18 protein-coding genes and 1 pseudogene are annotated in these 18,552 nt (G+C 75.3%); 11 read left to right on the plus strand and 8 right to left on the minus strand.

Annotated features, from left to right (window positions below; genetic code table 11):
• Positions 1-1,098 (minus strand): MFS transporter (locus IE170_RS22635; RefSeq protein WP_229885090.1); only part of this gene is annotated, 1,098 nt, incomplete at its 3' end.
• Positions 1,099-1,178: 80 nt separating this feature from the next.
• On the opposite strand from IE170_RS22635, the gene IE170_RS22640 reads away from it, so the two are divergent.
• Positions 1,179-1,748 (plus strand): CGNR zinc finger domain-containing protein, encoded by a 570-nt coding sequence (locus IE170_RS22640; RefSeq protein WP_189811276.1) that lies wholly within the window; start codon positions 1,179-1,181, stop codon positions 1,746-1,748.
• Between the two features lie 929 nt (positions 1,749-2,677).
• Here IE170_RS22640 and IE170_RS22645 read toward each other — a convergent pair.
• Complete coding sequence (locus IE170_RS22645; protein WP_189811277.1) at positions 2,678-3,400, minus strand: lysophospholipid acyltransferase family protein; 723 nt, start codon at positions 3,398-3,400, stop codon at positions 2,678-2,680.
• A gap of 274 nt (positions 3,401-3,674) precedes the next feature.
• Between IE170_RS22645 and IE170_RS22650 the strand changes: the two genes are divergently transcribed.
• From IE170_RS22650 to IE170_RS32835, 6 genes and pseudogenes are all read left to right on the plus strand, one after another.
• Positions 3,675-4,034, plus strand: a complete 360-nt coding sequence (locus tag IE170_RS22650; RefSeq protein WP_189811340.1) for a thioredoxin family protein — start codon at positions 3,675-3,677, stop codon at positions 4,032-4,034.
• Between the two features lie 256 nt (positions 4,035-4,290).
• The gene (locus IE170_RS22655; RefSeq protein WP_189811278.1) at positions 4,291-4,887 is read left to right on the plus strand and encodes a flavin reductase family protein; all 597 of its coding nucleotides are present in this window, start codon (positions 4,291-4,293) and stop codon (positions 4,885-4,887) included.
• A gap of 204 nt (positions 4,888-5,091) precedes the next feature.
• Complete coding sequence (locus IE170_RS22660; RefSeq protein ID WP_189811279.1) at positions 5,092-5,877, plus strand: electron transfer flavoprotein subunit beta/FixA family protein; 786 nt, start codon at positions 5,092-5,094, stop codon at positions 5,875-5,877.
• Positions 5,878-5,937: 60 nt separating this feature from the next.
• Positions 5,938-6,900, plus strand: a complete 963-nt coding sequence (locus tag IE170_RS22665) for an electron transfer flavoprotein subunit alpha/FixB family protein (RefSeq protein ID WP_189811280.1) — start codon at positions 5,938-5,940, stop codon at positions 6,898-6,900.
• Positions 6,901-7,062: 162 nt separating this feature from the next.
• The gene (locus IE170_RS22670; RefSeq protein ID WP_189811281.1) at positions 7,063-8,361 is read left to right on the plus strand and encodes a DUF6986 family protein; all 1,299 of its coding nucleotides are present in this window, start codon (positions 7,063-7,065) and stop codon (positions 8,359-8,361) included.
• A 412-nt stretch (positions 8,362-8,773) separates the two neighbouring features.
• Positions 8,774-8,866: pseudogene (locus IE170_RS32835) on the plus strand (integrase); the annotation flags it as partial.
• A gap of 55 nt (positions 8,867-8,921) precedes the next feature.
• Here IE170_RS32835 and ybiA read toward each other — a convergent pair.
• Positions 8,922-9,419 (minus strand): riboflavin biosynthesis intermediates N-glycosidase, encoded by a 498-nt coding sequence (ybiA, locus tag IE170_RS22675; protein ID WP_229885078.1) that lies wholly within the window; start codon positions 9,417-9,419, stop codon positions 8,922-8,924.
• A gap of 38 nt (positions 9,420-9,457) precedes the next feature.
• Between ybiA and IE170_RS22680 the strand changes: the two genes are divergently transcribed.
• Positions 9,458-10,495, plus strand: coding sequence for an NUDIX hydrolase (locus IE170_RS22680; RefSeq protein WP_189811282.1), 1,038 nt, complete (start codon positions 9,458-9,460; stop codon positions 10,493-10,495).
• 183 nt (positions 10,496-10,678) lie between these two features.
• On the opposite strand, the gene IE170_RS22685 is transcribed toward IE170_RS22680, so the two are convergent.
• On the minus strand, positions 10,679-11,383 hold the full coding sequence (locus tag IE170_RS22685; RefSeq protein ID WP_189811283.1) for an MBL fold metallo-hydrolase: 705 nt from the start codon (positions 11,381-11,383) through the stop codon (positions 10,679-10,681).
• A gap of 170 nt (positions 11,384-11,553) precedes the next feature.
• A complete protein-coding gene (locus IE170_RS22690; protein ID WP_189811284.1) occupies positions 11,554-12,918 on the minus strand; it encodes a dipeptidase in 1,365 nt (454 codons plus the stop codon).
• A 242-nt stretch (positions 12,919-13,160) separates the two neighbouring features.
• Here IE170_RS22690 and IE170_RS22695 point away from each other — a divergent pair, with 242 nt between their 5' ends.
• Entirely contained in the window at positions 13,161-14,369 is a 1,209-nt protein-coding gene (locus tag IE170_RS22695; RefSeq protein ID WP_317986291.1) for a geranylgeranyl reductase family protein, read from the plus strand.
• Between the two features lie 244 nt (positions 14,370-14,613).
• Here IE170_RS22695 and IE170_RS22700 read toward each other — a convergent pair whose 3' ends face one another.
• Both IE170_RS22700 and IE170_RS22705 read right to left on the minus strand, forming a co-directional pair.
• Complete coding sequence (locus tag IE170_RS22700; protein WP_189811285.1) at positions 14,614-14,892, minus strand: DUF6332 family protein; 279 nt, start codon at positions 14,890-14,892, stop codon at positions 14,614-14,616.
• 62 nt (positions 14,893-14,954) lie between these two features.
• Positions 14,955-15,695: a maleylpyruvate isomerase family mycothiol-dependent enzyme gene (locus IE170_RS22705; protein WP_189811286.1), complete on the minus strand. Its 741-nt coding sequence runs from the start codon at positions 15,693-15,695 to the stop codon at positions 14,955-14,957.
• Positions 15,696-15,732: 37 nt separating this feature from the next.
• Here IE170_RS22705 and IE170_RS22710 point away from each other — a divergent pair, with 37 nt between their 5' ends.
• On the plus strand, positions 15,733-16,404 hold the full coding sequence (locus tag IE170_RS22710) for an alpha-ketoglutarate-dependent dioxygenase AlkB family protein (protein WP_189811287.1): 672 nt from the start codon (positions 15,733-15,735) through the stop codon (positions 16,402-16,404).
• A gap of 43 nt (positions 16,405-16,447) precedes the next feature.
• Positions 16,448-17,707 carry an ROK family protein gene (locus tag IE170_RS22715; RefSeq protein ID WP_189811288.1) on the plus strand — a complete coding sequence of 420 codons (1,260 nt, stop codon included), beginning with the start codon at positions 16,448-16,450 and terminating at the stop codon, positions 17,705-17,707.
• A gap of 84 nt (positions 17,708-17,791) precedes the next feature.
• Here IE170_RS22715 and IE170_RS22720 read toward each other — a convergent pair whose 3' ends face one another.
• Positions 17,792-18,457, minus strand: coding sequence for an ATP-binding protein (locus IE170_RS22720; protein WP_189811289.1), 666 nt, complete (start codon positions 18,455-18,457; stop codon positions 17,792-17,794).
• Positions 18,458-18,552: the final 95 nt, after the last annotated feature.

Here is an 18,552-nt window from a genome sequence, read left to right on the forward strand (position 1 = left end):
ACCGCTCAGCAGCCACTGCGGCGGCGCCTGTGCCGCGAAGCCGACCAGCGCCGCCCCCAGGGAGGCGGCCGTCAGCTTCAGGCCCGCACCCAGGGTGAAGACCTGGGCCCTTACGCCGTCGGGGGCGTACGCCGCACGGATCCGCAGCGTGGCCGTCAGCAGGGGCCCGTCGCACACGCCGGCGACGGCGAACAGCACCGCCCCCACCGCGAGGGAGGGTGCGAAGGCGGCCGTCGCCAGCGCCGCTCCCGTTCCCGCCATGGCCCACCGCGCGAGCCGTCCCGGCTCCACCCCCGCGATCCGGCCCGCCGTCAGCGAGCCCGCGAGCGCGCCGACGGCGAACGCCGTCATCAGCACGCCGCCCGCGTCCGGGCTGCCGAGTCGGCCCGCCCACAGCACCGAGCAGGTCGTCAGCGAGCCCAGGCCGACGAAGGCGAGCGTCGTCGCCGAGGTGATCGCCCGCAGCTCCCGCACCTGCCACAGCGCGGCCAGCCCCGCCCCCAAGCCGGCCGGGCGCCCCGCAGCGGCCGGCGTGACCGGTACGGCCCCGTAGGGGAGGCTCGCCGCGAGCGCCGCGGCCACTGCCGCCGCCAGGGCGAGAACGGCCAGGGCCGGCTCCGCCGAACCCGCCGCCGCGGCCAGGCCGACGGCCGCCGGGGCGCTGACGGCCGCCGCGTTGTAGGTGGCGGCGTCCCACGCGTATGCGCGATCGCGCGCCGCCCCCGCCGGGACCAGCCCGGCGACCAGGCTGGAGAGGCCGCCCGTCACCATCGGCCCGCATGCGCCCCCGAGCGCCGCGACGGCGAGCACCGCCGGTGTGGGCGCCCGCCCCAGCAGGACGGCGACGGCCGCCACGGCGATGCTGAAGCCGGCCAGGGCTCCCGCGTGCAGCAGCCTCGGCCGCCGGGTCCGTTCCGCCGCCGCTCCGGCGAGCGGTGCGGCCAGCACGTGCGGTGCCAGCCAGGCGGTCAGTACGAACGCCCCGTACGCCGTACTGCCCGTGCGCTCCAGGGCCAGCAGCACCACGGCCAGGCCCATGCCCTCCGAGGCGAACCGTGCCGCCACCGCAGCCGCGAGGTATCTCCCGAACCCGTGCACACCCAAGCCCCCGCCCGTATGTAACGTGTTATCAGAAGAAGACGTTACGGCATTCGCGTGTAGGGCGAAAGGATCCGCACATGGCCGAATCCGCGCAGGGGTTCTCGGCGGCCCGCAGGCTGCTCGACGTCACCGAAGCCGTGCGCGCGGACCCGGGACTTCCGCGCACCGCACTCGCCGCCCTGCTCGCCCGCCACGGTGAGCGCCCCTCCGACCTGCAGCCGGGGGCGTTCACGGAGGCGGACGCGGCCGAACTCCGCGCCGCGGCGGGGCGGATGGCGGAGGTCTTCGCGGAGCAGGACGAGGACCGGGCGGCCGCGGCCCTCAACGCGCTGCTCGAACAGCACGGCACGAGGCCGCGGCTCACCCGGCACGACGGACACCCCTGGCACCTGCACGCCGACGGGGGAGAGGGCGCGGGCTGGGGCGGCTGGTTCCTGGCCTCCGGGGCGCTGGCCCTGGCCCAGCTCCTCACGGAGCACGGACGGATCGCCTGGGGCGCCTGCGCCGCAGCCGGCTGCGGCCGGCTCTTCCTCGGCGCGGGTACCGGCAGTGCGCGCCGCCACTGCTCGGCCGCGTGCGCCACGCGCGAACGGGTCGCCGCCCACCGCCGCCGGCGGCGCGCCGCCCACCCGGACAGGGAGAGTTGAGCCCGTTCAAAAACTTTGCCGGGGTGCGGACCGTGACGAGTTCCCTCCTGCGGCCCTGCCTCCGGCTGCGCACGCACTCCGGCACGGCGCCCGCGGCGGCGGGCCCGACCGTCGGCGGCACGGAGCCCGCGCCGGTGCCGGACCGGCAGCACCCGCGGGCGGCCGCCATGGCCGACGCCGTCGCCGCGGCGGCCGGCGGCCGTCCGGTGTCCGGCGGCGCGCGTCGGATCGCTACAGGGACGCCGCCGCGGCGCCCGGCGGCCCGGCCGGGCAGGTGGCGTTCCCGGGTCGGCCCACCACCGGATCGCCCGCACCGTCCGCCCGGTCCACTCGGTCCGGGGCGAGCGGCCCGTGTCGCAGGTGCTGAGCCTGGGCCGCGGCTCCTGCAGCCGGCGTCTGGCGCTCCTCGAAGCGGTCGCCCGGGCCTCCGGCACGGCCCCCGGGTGCGCGCCGGTGGTGGACGGCGCCTTCCGGCACGCGAGCCTCCCCGGAATGCGCCTCCTCGTCCCCCACCGGGTCCTGCCGGACTGGCCGGAGTTCCGCCTCGACGGACCGGGCGCAGGGTGGCGGGGCGTCGGAGCTCTTCGGCGGCCTGGAGGAGGCCGCGGCTGTCGGCCGGGGCGGCTTCACCGACACCGGCCCGGAAACGCTCTTCGAGGCGCCGCCGAGGGCCGCGATCGACTGGGGCGGCGCGACAGCCGCCGCATGCCCGGCCGGCGGGGCCGCCTGCGACCTCACCGCGCACGTCCTCGCCGACCTCGGCCGCTCCGCCTCCCGCGCCGAGTTCTCCGCGCGCCACGGGCCGGACCCTGTGTCCCACCGCCGGGCTCGTGGCCGAGCCGGTCATGCGCCGCTGGTCCGCCGGGGCCGGCCGCACCGGCTCCGGGCCCGGGGCCCGGGCCGGTTTCACCCGTCCCGGTGGCGGACGGTCAGCCCGTCTCCTTGACCTGGGCCGGGGTCGGGGCCGAGCCGCCCAGGTGCGCGGGCAGCCACCAGGAGTCCGAGGAGTCCTTCGGGGCGGCCGGGTAGGCGCGCTGCGCCGAGTCCAGCAGCTCCTGCACACGCTCCCGCAGCCGCCGGGTGATCGCGCCGGCGTAGTGGTCCGTCGGGGCCTCGATCGGCTCGCCGACCCGCAGCGTCACCGGGATGTGGCTGCGCTTCAGGTCGCGCGGGCGGCCCTTGGTCCACAGCCGCTGGGTACCCCACAGCGCCACCGGGATCAGCGGCACCCCGGCCTCCTGTGCCATGCGGGCGGCGCCCGACTTGAAGCTCTTCAGCGTGAAGGACTGAGAGATCGTGGCCTCCGGGAACACGCCGATGATCTCGCCGGAGCGCAGCGAGTCCAGGGCGTGCCGGTAGGCCGCCTCGCCCTGCTTGCGGTCCACCGGGATGTGCTTCATCGCGCGCATCAGCGGGCCCGACACCTTGTGCCGGAACACCGACTCCTTCGCCATGAAGCGCACCAGGCGCTTCTGCGGGCGGGCCGTCAGCCCGGCGAAGACGAAGTCCAGGTAGCCGATGTGGTTCGACACGAGGACCGCACCGCCCTGCCGCGGGATGTGCTCGGTGCCCTTCATGTCGATCCGGATGTCGAGGGCGCGGAACAGCGCGTGCGCTGCGCCGATCACCGGGGGGTAGACGAGCTCAGCCATGCTGGGGAGACCCCGCTTTCTGCCTGGGGAAATGCTCCCGGCCGGAAGTTACGGCAGCGTAGGTACGCGGCCATGGGGATGGTGCCGCATCCGCGGGCGCGAGGCCAGTCCGGACGCCCTTCCCCGGCGAGATTCTCGTCACGCGGGGAATGCGCAGGGGCCCGGGTGCGCTCGTACGGGCGGACGGACGTACTGCAATGATGCGGGAGGGGATGCCCGCCGCCGACGGCGGGCGCCCGCAGGGGACGAGGACGGCACGGTGACGGGAGCGGAAGTGCACGGGGCAGGGCGCGGACCCGCCGCGGACGGCGGGGAGCCGGCGGCCGCGGACCGGCTCGGCGCGGCCGAACTCGGTGCGGAGCCCGGTGAGCGCGCCAGCCTGGTGCAGTTCTCCAGCGCCTTCTGCCAGCCCTGCCGGGCCACCCGGCGGATCCTCGCCGAAGTCGCCGGGATGGTCGACGGCGTCGCCCACATCGAGGTCGACGCGGAGCGCAACCTCGGACTGGTCCGGGCCCTGGGCATCGAGAAGACCCCCACGGTGCTGGTCCTGGACGCCGCCGGGCGGATCGTCCGCCGCGCGGCCGGCATGCCGCGCAAGGCCGACGTGATCGCCGCACTGGGCGAGGCGGTGTGAGCGCCACGCCGGTGCATGGGCCCGCACACAGCGTGACGCGCCTCGCATCTGACCGTCCCGGCTTGACTGTGTACACGGCAGATCGCCAGGCTGGCCGCATGCGGTACGAACTCCTGCTCCACGGGCGGGTCCACGTGGACCTCGTCCGCCACGCGAGCGCGCGCTGTCGGGCGTACTGAACGACCCCGGCACCCGACGACGACCCCGCGCGCCCGCGCCGGCCGCCTTTGCGGCAGAGCAGAAGAAAGGCCTCCTCATGACGGGCCCAACGACCCGGACCGCAGCACAGTTCCCGCACCCCGCCACGCCCCCGGCCCCGGACCGGCCCGCCGCGCCCCGCGCCGCGGCGAAGCCCGCGCCGTCCGCCGCCGCCCTGCCCGGCTCGCCCGAGCTGCTGCGCTCGGTCTTCCGCCAGCACGCCGCCGGCGTGGCCGTGATCACCGCCCAGGACGGCGGACGCCCCGTCGGCTTCACCGCGACCTCCCTGAACTCCGTCTCCGCCGACCCCCCGCTGCTGTCGTTCACCATCGGCACCGGCTCCTCCAGCTGGCCCGGCGTCCGCGACAGCGAGCACCTCGGCGTCCACATACTCGGCGAGCACCAGCAGCAGCTGGCAGGCCTGTTCGCCCGCAGCGGAGCGGACCGCTTCGGGCCCGGCACCGGCTGGTCGCCCGGCCCGCACGGCGTACCCCTGCTCGACGGGGTGCTGGCGTGGCTGGTGTGCCGGGTGGTGGCCCGCGTACCGGCCGGCGCGCACCGGGTGGTCATCGCCGAGGCCGTGTGCGGGGACCCGCGGGGCGAGGGCCGGCCCCTGCTGTACCACCAGGGGTGCTTCAACGCGCTGCGTGACTGAATCGTCCCTGCTGGGGATGGTTGGGGCGGCGTTGGACAGATCACAGTTCGACGGCCTTGCCTCATGGGGAGACCCACGGTGTACTGACGAGTAACATTCCGTTCGGAGCGGGGGCCGCCCCGACCGGGATCCGCCCTCGAAAGGCGCCTATGCTGCCTGCACAAGGCGGTATCAGAAACAAGACGATGCGGTAGGAGAGCCGGCGTGAGCCTGAGGATCGTTGTCTGTGTGAAGTACGTGCCCGACGCCACCGGCGACCGGCACTTCGCCGATGACCTGACGGTCGACCGCGACGACGTCGACGGTCTGCTGTCGGAGCTCGACGAGTACGCGGTCGAGCAGGCGCTCCAGATCGCGGAAGAGGCCGACGACGCCGAGATCACCGTCCTGACGGTCGGCCCCGAGGACGCCAAGGACGCCCTGCGCAAGGCGCTGTCCATGGGTGCCGACAAGGCGATCCACGTCGAGGACGACGACCTGCACGGCACCGACGTGATGGGCACCTCGCTGGTGCTGGCCAAGGCCGTCGAGAAGGCCGGCTACGACCTGGTCATCACCGGCATGGCCTCCACCGACGGCACCATGGGCGTCCTCCCGGCGATCCTGGCCGAGCGCCTGGGCGTTCCGCAGGTCACGCTGCTCTCCGAGGTCAAGGTCGAGGACGGCACCGTGACGGGCCGCCGCGACGGCGACTCCGCGAGCGAGCAGCTGGAGGCCTCCCTCCCGGCCGTCGTCTCCGTGACGGACCAGTCGGGCGAGGCCCGCTACCCGTCCTTCAAGGGCATCATGGCCGCCAAGAAGAAGCCGGTCGAGTCCTGGGACCTGTCGGACCTCGAGATCGAGGCGGACGAGGTCGGCCTCGAGGGCGCCTGGACCGCGGTGGACTCCGCCGCGCAGCGTCCGGCCCGCACGGCCGGCACGATCGTCAAGGACGAGGGCGAGGGCGGCAAGCAGCTGGCCGAGTTCCTGGCCGGCCAGAAGTTCATCTGAGCTTCAGCCAGCACCCTCCACATCGCCCCCTGACTACTTCGCATTCGCAGGAGCATTCCCATGGCTGAAGTCCTCGTCTACGTCGACCACGTGGACGGCGCCGTCCGCAAGCCCACCCTCGAGCTGCTGACCCTGGCCCGCCGCATCGGCGAGCCCGTCGCCGTCGCCCTGGGTGCCGGTGCCGAGAACACCGCCGCCGCGCTCGCCGAGCACGGTGCGGTCAAGGTGCTCACCGCCGACGCCCCCGAGTTCGCCGAGTACCTCGTCGTACCGAAGGTGGACGCGCTCCAGGCCGCCTACGAGGCCGTTTCCCCGGCCGCCGTGCTCGTCCCGTCCTCCGCCGAGGGCAAGGAGATCGCGGCCCGCCTCGCCGTCCGCATCGGCTCCGGCATCATCACGGACGCCGTGGACCTGGAGGCCGGCGACGAGGGCCCGGTCGCGACGCAGTCCGCGTTCGCCGCGTCCTTCACCACCAAGTCCCGGGTGTCCAAGGGCACGCCGGTCATCACCGTCAAGCCGAACTCGGCCGCGGTCGAGGCCGCCCCGGCCGCCGGTGCCGTCGAGGCCCTGGCCGTCACCTTCGGCGCCCTGGCCACCGGCACCAAGGTCACCTCGCGCACCCCGCGCGAGTCGACCGGCCGCCCCGAGCTGACCGAGGCCGCGATCGTGGTCTCCGGCGGCCGCGGCGTCAACGGCGCCGAGAACTTCTCGATCATCGAGGCGCTCGCCGACTCCCTCGGTGCCGCCGTCGGCGCCTCCCGCGCCGCCGTCGACGCCGGCTGGTACCCGCACACCAACCAGGTCGGCCAGACCGGCAAGTCGGTCTCCCCGCAGCTGTACGTCGCCGCCGGCATCTCCGGTGCGATCCAGCACCGCGCCGGCATGCAGACCTCGAAGACGATCGTCGCCGTCAACAAGGACGCCGAGGCTCCGATCTTCGAGCTCGTGGACTACGGCGTCGTCGGCGACCTCTTCGAGGTCGTCCCGCAGCTCACCGAGGAGATCAAGGCGCGCAAGGGCTGACCTGCGCCGGTCTTCCGTCCGGGGCCGTGTGGTGATCGTCACCGCACGGCCCCGAGTCGTGTCCGGGGGAGCCCGGAGCGACCATTGACGGAGCGGAACCTCGTGACTAAATTCTGCTATGCGGATCTGAGCTTCCGTGTAGCGGAAAGAGGAGAGTGTGTGATGGGTCAGCAGGAGAAGGTGGCGACGAGCCTCGCCGGCGCGGTCAGCGAGGGCATCAGCGCCTCCCTCGCCCCGGTGGACGCGGAGCTCGCCCGCCACTACCCGGGTGACCCCGGCACCCGCCAGCCCGTCCACACCGTCTACGTGCCCGGCGACGCGTTCGGCGCGGACACCATCCGCTCCTGGGGCGACCAGGCGCTCGCCGCCCTCGACGAGCACGCGCCGGACGCCGCCACCTTCGCCAAGGTGCTCGGCATCCCCGACGAGCTCGCCGGTCCCGTCCACGAGCGCGTCCGCGCCAAGCTGCAGCGCGAGCCGATCGAGGACCTGCGCGTCGACTTCGAGGACGGCTTCGGCGTCCGCTCCGACGAGGAGGAGGACCAGGCCGCCGCCCGCGCCGCCCGCCTCGTCTCCCAGGCCTTCTCCAACGGCACCAACGCCCCCTGCATGGGCATCCGCATGAAGTGCATGGAGGCCAACGTCCGCGACCGCGGCATCCGTACGACCGACGTCTTCCTGTCGGGCCTCCTGGACCACGGCGGCCTCCCGGACGGACTCGTCCTCACCCTCCCCAAGGTCACCTACGCCGAGCAGGTCTCCGCCTTCGTCAAGCTGCTGGAGGCCTTCGAGTCCGCCCGCGGCCTGCGCCCGGGCCGCATCGGCTTCGAGATCCAGATCGAGACCAGCCAGTCCATCCTGGCCTCCGACGGCACCGCCACCGTCGCCCGCATGATCGAAGCCGCCAAGGGGCGCGCCACCGGCCTGCACTACGGCACCTTCGACTACAGCGCCTGCGTCGGCGTCTCGGCCGCCTACCAGGCCAGCGACCACCCGGCCGCCGACCACGCCAAGGCCGTCATGCAGGTCGCCGCCGCCGGCACCGGCGTACGCGTCTCCGACGGCTCGACGAACGTCCTGCCCGTCGGCACGACCGAGAAGGTCCACGAGGCGTGGAGGCTGCACTACGGGCTGACCCGCCGCGCTCTGGCCCGCGCCTACTACCAGGGCTGGGACATGCACCCTGGCCACCTCCCGACGCGCTACGCCGCCGTCTTCACCTTCTACCGCGAGGGCCTGGAAGCGGCAGCCGCCCGCCTGAAGGCGTACGTGGCCCGGGTCGAGGGCGACGTGATGGACGAGCCCGCCACCGCCAAGGCCCTGGCCGGGTACCTGGTCCGCGGCCTGGACTGCGGCGCGGTCGGCGCGGAGGAGGTCACCGCTCTCACCGGCCTGACCCGCGCCGAGCTCGACGCCTACGCGATCCCCCGCCGCTCGGCCACCCTGACGGCCACCGCCTGACGGCGCCGAGCGCCCGCGCGCCCGGCCGGGCCCGCGGGCGGTCAGGCGTGCGCGGGGGTCTCCCCCGAGCCGCGGGACGAGCCGGGTCGGCAGTTCGATGCGGGGTGGGAGCGCGGCCCCCGGGAGGCGCAGGAAGAGGCGGTCCACGGTCGTCCTCCGGCGGGCGGTCGGGCCGAGCGGCACCGCGAGGAGTCCACCGGCAGCCCGGCGGCGGCCATGGCCTCCCGGTTGCCGGCCGGCCGCTCCACGGTGGTGTGGATGCGAGGCCGGTCGCCGGTGAACCCGGTGCGGCGGTACCCGGCCGCGATCAGGTGGGAGACGCACCCGCGCGCCGGCGCGGTTGTCGGAGTGGACGGCGTCTGCGTCGATCCGGCCCGTCGGCCGGTCACGAACGCCGTCGCCGCGCCCGCCCCGGTCGCTGCACGCCCACCTGCGTCAGCGCAACGCCAACGCCCGCCATACCGCCGTACTCGCCGCCCAGCGCCGCGAGCGCGCCCGCATCCGCAGGCGCCCGGCGCCGCTGCAGGATGACCGCCCCGTCCGTCCCGGATTGCCGGCCGCTACCCGGATTGATCGCGACCTTCGGCGCGGAGCTGGTTCCGGGTGCGCATCGGGATCCGGCCGAGCATGTTCTCACCGGTCCCGGTCCTGCCGCGGCCCCAGTGGTGGTCGGTGGCGGTGTCCTCGGCGATCTCCTCGTCCACGGTCAACAGCAGGATGCCTCGGATGTCGGCATGTGCCCGGAACTTGGCCGCCACGGCACGGCGCATGACGTCGTCCTTGACACGCTCCCAGTCCCGCCGCAACGGCCTGAACGGGTCGCGGCCCAGCTCGGCGGCACGCAGCGGCGCGCGAGCGCGACGGATGAGATCGGCATGGCGGGGTGAAGGACGTGGCGGGGTGCGGACGGGCGGCGGGCCCGCGGCACGGGACGCAATCCTCCGCGGGCTGCCGTCGTCTGACGGTTCGGCGGGCCGCGGGCGGTGCGCGCCGCGGTCCCGGGGACAAGCCTGCCGGTGCCCGCGGGTTTCCGTGGCAGGGTGGTGCGGGCAGGCCACTGGGGGCTCCGGACGAGCCAAGGGGAAAAGGGGTAGACGTGATTGTCTGGATCAACGGCACATTCGGCGCCGGGAAGACCAGCACGGCCCGCGAACTGGCCGGCATGCTGCCGGGCAGCACCCTGTTCGACCCGGAGCGCGTCGGGGAGGGGCTGCTCGGCCTCCTGCCGCCCGAACGCCGTGCGGAGGTGGCGGACTACCAGGACCTGCCCGGCTGGCGGCGCCTGGTCGTGGAGACCGCGGCGGCGCTCCTCGCCGAGGCGGGCGGGGTGCTCGTCGTCCCGATGACGCTGCTGCGCCAGGAGTACCGGGACGAGATCTTCGGCGGGCTGGCGGCCCGCCGGATCACGGTGCGGCACGTGCTCCTGGCCCCGGAGGAAACGATCCTGCGCCGGCGGATCGCCACCCGGGAGGAGCCGGGGGACCCGGCCGTGGTCGACGTCCGGGTGCGGCAGTGGGCGTACGACCACATCCCCGCCTACCAGCAGGCGCTCACCTGGCTCAAGGACGACGCCCACGTCGTCGACAACGGCGCGCTCAGCGTGCGCGAGACGGCCGAGCTGATAGCCGAGGCCGTCCGCACCGAGGCGGCCGGCGTCTGCGACATCGTCCAGACGCCGGAGCCGACGCGGGAGACGGTCGCCTCGGGGGTGCTCCTCTTCGACGACGAGGACCGGGTCCTGCTGGTGGATCCGACGTACAAGGCCGGCTGGGAGTTCCCGGGGGGAGTGGTGGAGCCGGGCGAGGCGCCCGCGTGCGCGGGCGTCCGCGAGGTGGCGGAGGAGCTCGGCGTCGAACTCGCAGGGATGCCGGGGCTGCTCGTCGTGGACTGGGAGCCGCCGGCGCCCCCCGCGTACGGCGGCCTGCGGCTGCTGTTCGACGGCGGCCGGCTCGGCGCAGCGGAGGCGGCCCGGCTGCGGCTGCCGGGGCCGGAGCTGCGGGCCTGGAGGTTCGTGACGGAGGAGGAGGCGGCGGAACTCCTGCCGCCGGTCCGCTACGAGCGGCTGCGCTGGGCGCTGCGGGCCCGCGAGCGCGGCCGCCCGCTGTACCTGGAGGCGGGCCGCCCCACGCCGTAGGACGGGTGACGGGGCCGCGTCCGCGGCATCCGGCACGGCGCCTCGCCGCCTTGCCGAAGCACCCCACCCGGGCTCCGCTCATCCGGCGCCTCGCGGTGCACCGCACCGGACGCCGCGGCCCGCCCGGCCGTGATCCGCCCGGCCGTGATCCGCCGGACAGACCCCGGCGGCCGGGGGCGGGCCTCAGGGCAGGACGGGTTCCGCGGCCGCCGCGGCCAGGAGGGCGGCCGCGGTGTTCCCGGTCAGGGGGTCGCCGTGCCCGAAACAGGCCACGGCCGGTTCCAGCGCGGCCAGGCGCCGGAAGGAGGCCTGCGCCTGCCCGCGGTCGGTGTTGAACACGCCGAGCATCACCTGCCCCACCGCGGCGACGCAGTCGCCCGTGAACAGCACGCCGTGCTCCGGCAGGTGGATGCCGATGCTGCCGGGGGTGTGGCCGGGGGCGTGCACCACGACCGCGCCGCCGCCGAAGGGGAGCACGTCCCCGTCCTCCACCTCCCGGTCGATCCGGGTCGGCGGCGCTTCGGGCACCGTCAGCCCGTGCCGGTACAGCGGCACCTCCCAGTCGAGCAGCACCGGCTCCGGGACGGGCCGTTCACCCCGGATCACCGGCGCGTCCAGGCGGTGTGCCGCCACCCGGGCGCCCCAGCGCCCGGCGAGCTCCTCCGCCGCGCCGACGTGGTCGCGGTGGCAGTGGGTCAGTACGATCCGCTCCAGCCGCTCCGGATCGTGCCCGAGGAGGCGCAGGGCCCCTTCCACCTCCGCGGCGCGGCCGGCGTGGCCGGCGTCCACGAGGGTCAGCGAGCCGTCGGCGTCCTGCCACAGGTACGCCTGCCCGATCGGGAAGCGGAGCATGTGCAGCCGCCCGGGAAGTATCTCGACGAGGTCCATGGGCCCGACCGTAGGGCGGCCCGCCCGCCGACCGGAACGCCTTTCACCGGCAGCGGAGTTCGCCCGCAGCGCACCCCGCCCGCAGCGCACCTCGCGGAGCCGGACCCTCCGCCCAGCCGGGCCCGGTGCGCCGGCGCCGGCACACCGGGCCCGCAAGGGCCGTGCGCGCGTCAGGCCCGCTTGGACGCCGCGTAATTGACGAGGAAGTGCGCCTCGGCGACCGACAGCCGCTCCAGCTCCTCCGGGGAGACGCTCTCGTTCACCGCGTGGATCTGCGCCTCCGGCTCGCTCAGCCCGATCAGCAGCATCTCCGCGTCCGGGTACAGCGACGTCAGCGTGTTGCACAGCGGAATCGATCCGCCCATGCCGCTGACCTGCATCTCCTGGCCGGGGTAGGCGATCTCCATGGCCGCCGCCATCGACGCGTACGCGGGGCTGGAGGTGTCCGCCTGGAACGGCTGGCCCTGGCCGACGACCTCCACCTCCAGGCGCGCGCCCCACGGGGTGTGCGCCACGAGGTGGGCCTCCAGCAGCTTGATGGCCTCCGCCGTGTCCACGCCCGGCGGGACGCGCAGGCTGATCAGCGCGCCGGCGCTCGCGTGCACCGACGGCGTGGCGCCGAGGACCGGCGGGCAGTCGATGCCGAGGACGGTGACGGCCGGGCGGGCCCACAGCCGGTCGGCGATCGTGCCCTCGCCGATCAGGCCGACGCCGTCCAGGACCTTCGCATCCGCCCGGAAGTCCGCCTCCGGGTACTGCAGGCCCTCCCACACCGCGTCCGCGGCGAGGCCGTCGACGGTGGTCGAGCCGTCCTCCGCGCGCAGCGAGTCCAGCAGCCGGATCAGGGCCGCCAGCGCGTCCGGGGCGACACCGCCGAACATGCCGGAGTGCAGGTTCCCGCCCAGTGTGTCGATCTTCACCTTCACCAGGCACATGCCGCGCAGGGTCGCCGTCACCGTGGGCAGGCCGAGGCGGAAGTTGCCCGCGTCGCCTATGACGATCGTGTCGGCGGCCAGCAGCTCCGGGTGGGCCTCGGCGTACTGCTGGAGGCCGCCGGTGCCCTGCTCCTCCGAGCCCTCGACGATCACCTTCACGTGCACGGGGACGCCGCCGTTGGCCTTCAGCGCGCGCAGCGCCAGCAGGTGCATGATGAACCCGCCCTTGCAGTCGGCGGCGCCGCGCCCGTACCAGCGGCCGTCCCGCTCGGTCAGCTCGAAGGCGGGGGAGACCCAGGCGGCGTCGTCCAGCGGCGGCTGCACGTCGTAGTGGGCGTACAACAGGACGGTCGGGGCGCCCTCCGGGCCGGGCAGGTACCCGTACACGGACTGCGTCCCGTCGGGGGTGTCGAGCAGGGCCACGTCCCGGAAGCCTTCTGCGCGCAGCGCTTCGGCGACCCAGTTGGCCGCGCCCTCGCTCTCGCTCCGCGGGAACTGGGCCCAGTCCGCCACCGACCGGAAGGCCACCAGCTCGGTCAGCTCCCGCTTGGCGCGGGGCATCAGCGAGGCGACCGTCGCTGCGATCGGATTCGGGGTCATGGGCACGCTCCTCTTGGGTGCGACGTTGTTCTGCTTGTACGCCTCCGGCACCCGCTTGGTGGGCGGCTGCCGGGGTAGGCGCAGGTCGTTCCGATCCTCGCACAGCAGGACGGGCGGGAGGTGCGCCGTAGGATTTCCCCGGCATCGGAGCAACGCATGATCAGGAGCATCGGCACATCGTGAGCAGCGACGACGTACAGGACGCAAACGCAGGGCAGGCCGCGGAGGGGGCGGGGGACGGGGTGGCCGGGGGGACCGGCGAGGTCTGGGACGTGGTCGTGGTCGGGGCGGGCCCGGCCGGCGCCTCGGCCGCCCGTGCGGCGGCGGTCGCGGGGTGCCGCGTGCTGCTGCTGGAGAAGGCCGAACTGCCCCGCTACAAGACGTGCGGCGGCGGCATCATCGGCCCCTCCCGGGACGCACTCCCGCCGGGCTTCGTGCTGCCGCTGAAGGACCGGATCCACGCGGTGACCTTCTCCCTCGACGGCAGGCTGGCCCGCACGCGCCGCTCCAAGCGCATACTGTTCGGGATGGTCAACCGGCCCGAGTTCGACGCGGCCCTGGTAGCCGAGGCGGAGAAGGCGGGCGCCGCGGTGCGCACGGGCACGGCGGTCGCCCGGGTCGAGCAGCACGGCGCGGCCGTCCCGGACCGGCGCACGGTCGCCGTCGTCCTCGCGGACGGCGAGACCCTCCTCGCGCGGGCGGTCGTCGGTGCGGACGGCAGCGCCAGCCGGATCGGCGCGCACGTGGGCGTCGAGCTGGAGCAGGTGGACCTCGGCCTGGAGGCGGAGATCCCGGTCCCGCCCACGGTCGCCGAGGACTGGAAGGGGCGGGTGCTCATCGACTGGGGTCCGCTGCCCGGCAGTTACGGCTGGGTCTTCCCCAAGGGCGACACCCTGACGGTCGGAGTCATCTCGGCGAAGGGCGACGGGGCCGCCACCAAGCGGTACCTGGAGGACTTCGTCGCCCGCCTGGGTCTGTCCGGCTTCGAACCGGCCGTCTCCTCCGGGCACCTGACGCGCTGCCGCAAGCCGGATTCGCCGCTGTCGCGCGGCAGGGTCCTCGTCGCGGGCGACGCGGCGGGGCTGCTGGAGCCGTGGACCCGCGAGGGCATCTCCTTCGCGCTCCGCTCCGGCCGCCTGGCGGGGGAGTGGGCGGCGAAGATCGCCGAGGCGCAGGACGCCGTGGACGCGCGGAGGCAGGCCCTGAACTACGCCTTCGCCGTCAAGTCCGGGCTGGGCGTGGAGATGGGCGTCGGCCGCCGGATGCTGACGGCGTTCGAGGCCAGGCCGGGGCTGCTGCACGCGGTGATGACCGGCTTCGCCCCGGCCTGGAGGGCGTTCGCCCGGATCACCCGGGGCTCGACGACGCTGGCCGAGCTGGTCCGCAGCCACCCGCTGGCCCGCCGGGCCCTCACCCTCGTGGACGCCCGCCAGAACCGGCCGGGCGCGTAGGTCGTCTCTTCCGGATGTTGCTCCCCCAGCTCCACTGGGAGGTGCCCCCGGGCCCGCGCCGGGGCCCTCCGCCTTGCGATGCACGGCACCGCACGACGCGGGCTTGACCGGCAAGCTCCGAAAGAGACGACCTGGCAGCGCCTGGCTGTCGGCCCGCCGCCCTCCGGCGGCGGGCCGGCAGCTCGGGCCCGGTGCCGTACCACCGGGCCGGGCGCCGTGTTCCGCGCGGGCCGGAGCGCTCCATTCACGTCCCGCCGTGCGGAGTGCGGCCGCTGCCGGGGCGGCGGCCGAAGCGCCACAGTACGTGCGCCACGCGCAGCAGGAACACCGCCGCGGCCAGGGTGCCGCCGGCCGCGGCGAGGCCGCGCTCGACCGCGCCGGACAGGTCGAAGGCCAGGGCGGGTCCGAAGACCGCCCCGAACACCAGGGCCGCCGCGAAGCACGCGCTGACGAACGCGTACCCGATCTCGACGGTCACGGCGTCGCGTTCGGCCTGGCTGCGCCGCATGGTTCGTTGGGTCATCCGCACAGTCTCCCCGCACCCTCCGCACGGCGACAACCATGCGCCTCGCGGAGGAGGCCCTCTTAGATGCCGGCCGTCTCGGTCCACAGGCGGGCCAGGGACTCGTCGCCCGTGACGCCCGGCCCGGTCAGCGGCAGGCGGTTCCACAGGGCCGCGTACAGCCACGACGCCTCGCCCACCACGTCGCAGTCGGCGGTGCCCTCGTCCCCGCGGACCGTGCGCGGCGGCTCCTGCGAGAGGTGGACCGTCCACACCATGCCGGTGTCGGCGGCGCGGACCCGCAGGACGCGAGGATCCGCGGTGCGGACGCGGCTGCGCGGCCTGGCGTGGAAGCCGGTCAGCAGTTCGTCCACACCGTCCTCGGCGAACTCCGCCGCCACCGGGGAGAAGGCCGTGCCCAGGGCCGATTCGGCGTCCAGCCGGTGCACGGCCGTCTCGTGGGCCTGCCGGCGCGCCCAGAACTCCAGCGGCGAGGACGGCGCCGTCGGCAGGAACGTCCAGCACTCGACGTCGGCCGGCGCCTCCGCCAGCGTCCGCACCAGGGCCGCGTGCCCGCCGCGGAACCAGCCCAGCAGCTCGGCTCCGGTCAGCTCCGGTGCGGCGGGGAACGGTGCCGGCTCCACCGCCCCCTCGGCGACGTACGAGGCGGCCCAGCGGTGCACGGCCCCCGTGTGCCGCAGCAGGTCGCCGATCCGCCACGCCGGGCAGGTCGGAACGAGGGCGTCCGTCCCCGCCCGCTCCGCCAGGTCGGCGAGCAGGGCGCCCTCGCGGTCGAGGGTCTCCACGAATGCGGTGATCTTCATACGGGCAGTCTTCCAGCCGCCCCGCGACAATGGGGGCATGAACGGGGAACTCTTCCCGCGCGAGCGGACCGAGATCGCCCCCGGCGCCGTCCACGTGCCGGACTGGCTCGCCCCCGAGCGCCAGCGCACCCTGCTCGCCGCCTGCCGGGTGTGGGCGCGGCCGCCCGCCGGACTGCGCACCGTCCGCACCCCGGGCGGCGGGACGATGACCGCCCGACAGGTGTGCCTCGGCCTGCACTGGTACCCCTACGGGTACGCCCGTACCGTGGTCGACGGCGACGGGGCGCCGGTCAAGCCGATGCCCGCCTGGCTCGCAGAGCTGGGGCGCGAGGCCGTCGGCGCCGCGTACGGCACCGCGCCCCCGGCGGCCGGCGAGGCCCCGTACGACATCGCCCTCGTCAACTTCTACGACGGGGACGCCCACATGGGCATGCACCGCGACGCCGACGAGCGGTCCGCGGCGCCCGTGGTCTCCCTCAGCCTCGGCGACACCTGCGTCTTCCGCTTCGGCAACGCCGCCTCCAGGGGGAGGCCGTACCGGGACGTGCTGCTCCGCAGCGGCGACCTGTTCGTCTTCGGCGGCCCGGCGCGGCTTGCCTACCACGGCGTGCCGAAGGTCCATCCGGGCACCGCCCCGCCGGAGCTCGGGCTGACCGGACGGCTGAACATCACGCTCCGGGTGGGCGGGCTCGACCTGCCGCCCGGATGAGCGGCGGTCCGCACACTCCGCCGATCATGCGAGGATCGAGGTCATGAACGGCAACGGCGCCCCGCCGCGGGTGGGGGATGCGAGCAGCGGGTCCGCGGCATCCGCGCGGACCAGGCTGGAGCGGGGGCGGGGAGCCCTCGGCCCGGCGCTGGAGCTCGTCCACACCGGCCGGGCCCCGACCCGAGCCGTCCTGACCGCCGAACTCGGCGTCACCCGGGCCACCGCGGGCGCGGTCGCGGCCGAGCTGGAGGCCCTCGGCCTGATCCGGGTCGACTCCCGGCCGGGCGCGGGCGGCGCGCAGGGCCGCCCCTCGCACCGCCTCGCCATCGACGAGAACGGGCCGGTCGCGCTGGCCGCGCAGGTGCACCCGGACGGCTTCCGGGCCGCGCTCGTCGGCCTGGGAGGGCGGATCGTCGCCACCGCCCCCGGCAAGCTCACGGTGTCGGAGGACCCCGCGCAGGTCCTGGGCGCGGTCGTCGGGGCGGGCGCCGGGCTGCTGGCGGAGACCGGCCGGCGCTGCGTCGGGGCGGGCCTCGCGGTCCCTTCGGCGGTCGCCGAGCCGGACGGGACGGCGCTGAACCCGCTCCACCTGGCCTGGCCGGCGGGCTCCCCGGTGCGGGCGATCTTCGAGCAGTGCGTGAAGGACGCCGGCATCGACGGCCCGGCCCTCGCCGGGAACGACGTCAACCTCGCCGCGCTCGCCGAGCACCGGCACGGCGCGGGCCGCGGCGCCCAGCACCTGCTGTGCGTGGCGACCGGCCACCGCGGCGTGGGCGGGGCACTGGTGCTGGACGGCCGCCTCCACAGCGGGAGTTCCGGCCTGGCGCTGGAGGTCGGCCACCTCACCGTGAACCCGGAGGGCCGGGCCTGCCACTGCGGCGGCCGCGGCTGCCTGGACGTGGAGGCTGACCCGCTCGCCTTCCTCACGGCGGCCGGCCGCACCCCGGGCCCGGAGGTGTCGCTGCTCCAGCAGGCCCGCGACCTGCTGCGCGACGGGTACGGGGAGCCCGCGGTGCGTACGGCCGCCGAGGAGCTCATCGACCGGCTCGGCCTGGGTCTCGCGGGCCTGGTGAACATCCTCAACCCGGACCGGATCATCCTGGGCGGCCTGCACCGCGAGCTGCTGTACGCGGACCCCGAGCGGCTGCGCGCGGTCGTGGCCGACCGCAGCCTGTGGGGGCGCAGCGGGGGAGTGCCGATCCTGCCGTGCACGCTGGACCACAACAGCCTGGTCGGCGCGGCCGAACTTGCCTGGCAGCCGGTCCTGGACGACCCCCTGGGCACGCTGGGCACCGCCGCCTGACACTGTCCGCCGCAGGCCGTGATGCCGTGCGCCGCGGGGGCCGGCCCGGCGGCGCCGCTCGCGCGGCGCCGCGGCGCGGGACCGCTACCCGGGGCCGATCAGCGTCGAGGCGGCCACCGACAGGCCGCTCGGCACGTGCCGCGTGTCCGCGGCGAGGACGACGGCCGGGGCGGGTTCCCGTACGGGCTTGGCGCGGACCCGGGAGGGGCGCGGGCGGGCCGGCGCCGCCGGGGCTGCGCGGAGCGAGAACCAGACGACCTTGCCGGTGCCGCCCTCCTGCGGCCGGGCGCCCCACGCCTCGCTGAGCGCGTCGACGAGGGCGAGGCCGCGCCCGCAGGTCTCCAGGGCGTCCAGCGGGTCCAGCGGACCGGGGACGTCCAGGACGGGCGGTGCGCCCGGGGCGGCCGGCGCCGTCTCCGTCGCGGCCGGGCGGGCGGTGCGGCCCGGGCCTGCCGGGCCGGGGGGTCTCGCGGCGGCCGTCCGCAGGACCGGGAGCCGGGGATCGCTGTCGTACACGGAGACCGTGAGCCGTCCGAGCCGCAGCTCGATCTCCACCGTACAGGTCTTGTCGGGCTGCGCGTGGCGGTGGACGTTGCTCAGGAGCTCCGTCACGCCGAGCGCAGCCCGGTCTATGAGTGGATCCAGCTGCCAGTGGCGCAGTTGCGCCGAGACGATCCTGCGGATCTGTCCGATCCGGGCGGGCAGGGCCTGCAGTTCGACGACGCAGTGCCTGCGTGAGTGACTGATCACGGCTGCGACTCCCCGACATGAGTGTTACGGGTGCTGCACCCTCAGTAATGCTCCACCAGAGTCACCCACGGTGCGCGGGAGTGCAACCGAACGCG

Origin of the sequence: Streptomyces toxytricini, from assembly GCF_014649915.1 — a bacterium.
GTDB classification, from domain to species: Bacteria; Actinomycetota; Actinomycetes; order Streptomycetales; family Streptomycetaceae; genus Streptomyces; species Streptomyces toxytricini.

Coding starts and splice junctions, on each gene's coding strand:
- IE170_RS22715 (WP_189811288.1), top strand. CDS start 16,448: ATGAACGGCAACGGCGCCCCGCCGCGGGTGGGGGATGCGAGCAGCGGG.
- IE170_RS22640 (WP_189811276.1), top strand. CDS start 1,179: ATGGCCGAATCCGCGCAGGGGTTCTCGGCGGCCCGCAGGCTGCTCGAC.
- IE170_RS22690 (WP_189811284.1), bottom strand. CDS start 12,918: ATGACCCCGAATCCGATCGCAGCGACGGTCGCCTCGCTGATGCCCCGC.
- IE170_RS22705 (WP_189811286.1), bottom strand. CDS start 15,695: ATGAAGATCACCGCATTCGTGGAGACCCTCGACCGCGAGGGCGCCCTG.
- IE170_RS22645 (WP_189811277.1), bottom strand. CDS start 3,400: ATGGCTGAGCTCGTCTACCCCCCGGTGATCGGCGCAGCGCACGCGCTG.
- IE170_RS22710 (WP_189811287.1), top strand. CDS start 15,733: ATGAACGGGGAACTCTTCCCGCGCGAGCGGACCGAGATCGCCCCCGGC.
- IE170_RS22700 (WP_189811285.1), bottom strand. CDS start 14,892: ATGACCCAACGAACCATGCGGCGCAGCCAGGCCGAACGCGACGCCGTG.
- IE170_RS22685 (WP_189811283.1), bottom strand. CDS start 11,383: ATGGACCTCGTCGAGATACTTCCCGGGCGGCTGCACATGCTCCGCTTC.
- IE170_RS22655 (WP_189811278.1), top strand. CDS start 4,291: ATGACGGGCCCAACGACCCGGACCGCAGCACAGTTCCCGCACCCCGCC.
- IE170_RS22665 (WP_189811280.1), top strand. CDS start 5,938: ATGGCTGAAGTCCTCGTCTACGTCGACCACGTGGACGGCGCCGTCCGC.
- IE170_RS22670 (WP_189811281.1), top strand. CDS start 7,063: ATGGGTCAGCAGGAGAAGGTGGCGACGAGCCTCGCCGGCGCGGTCAGC.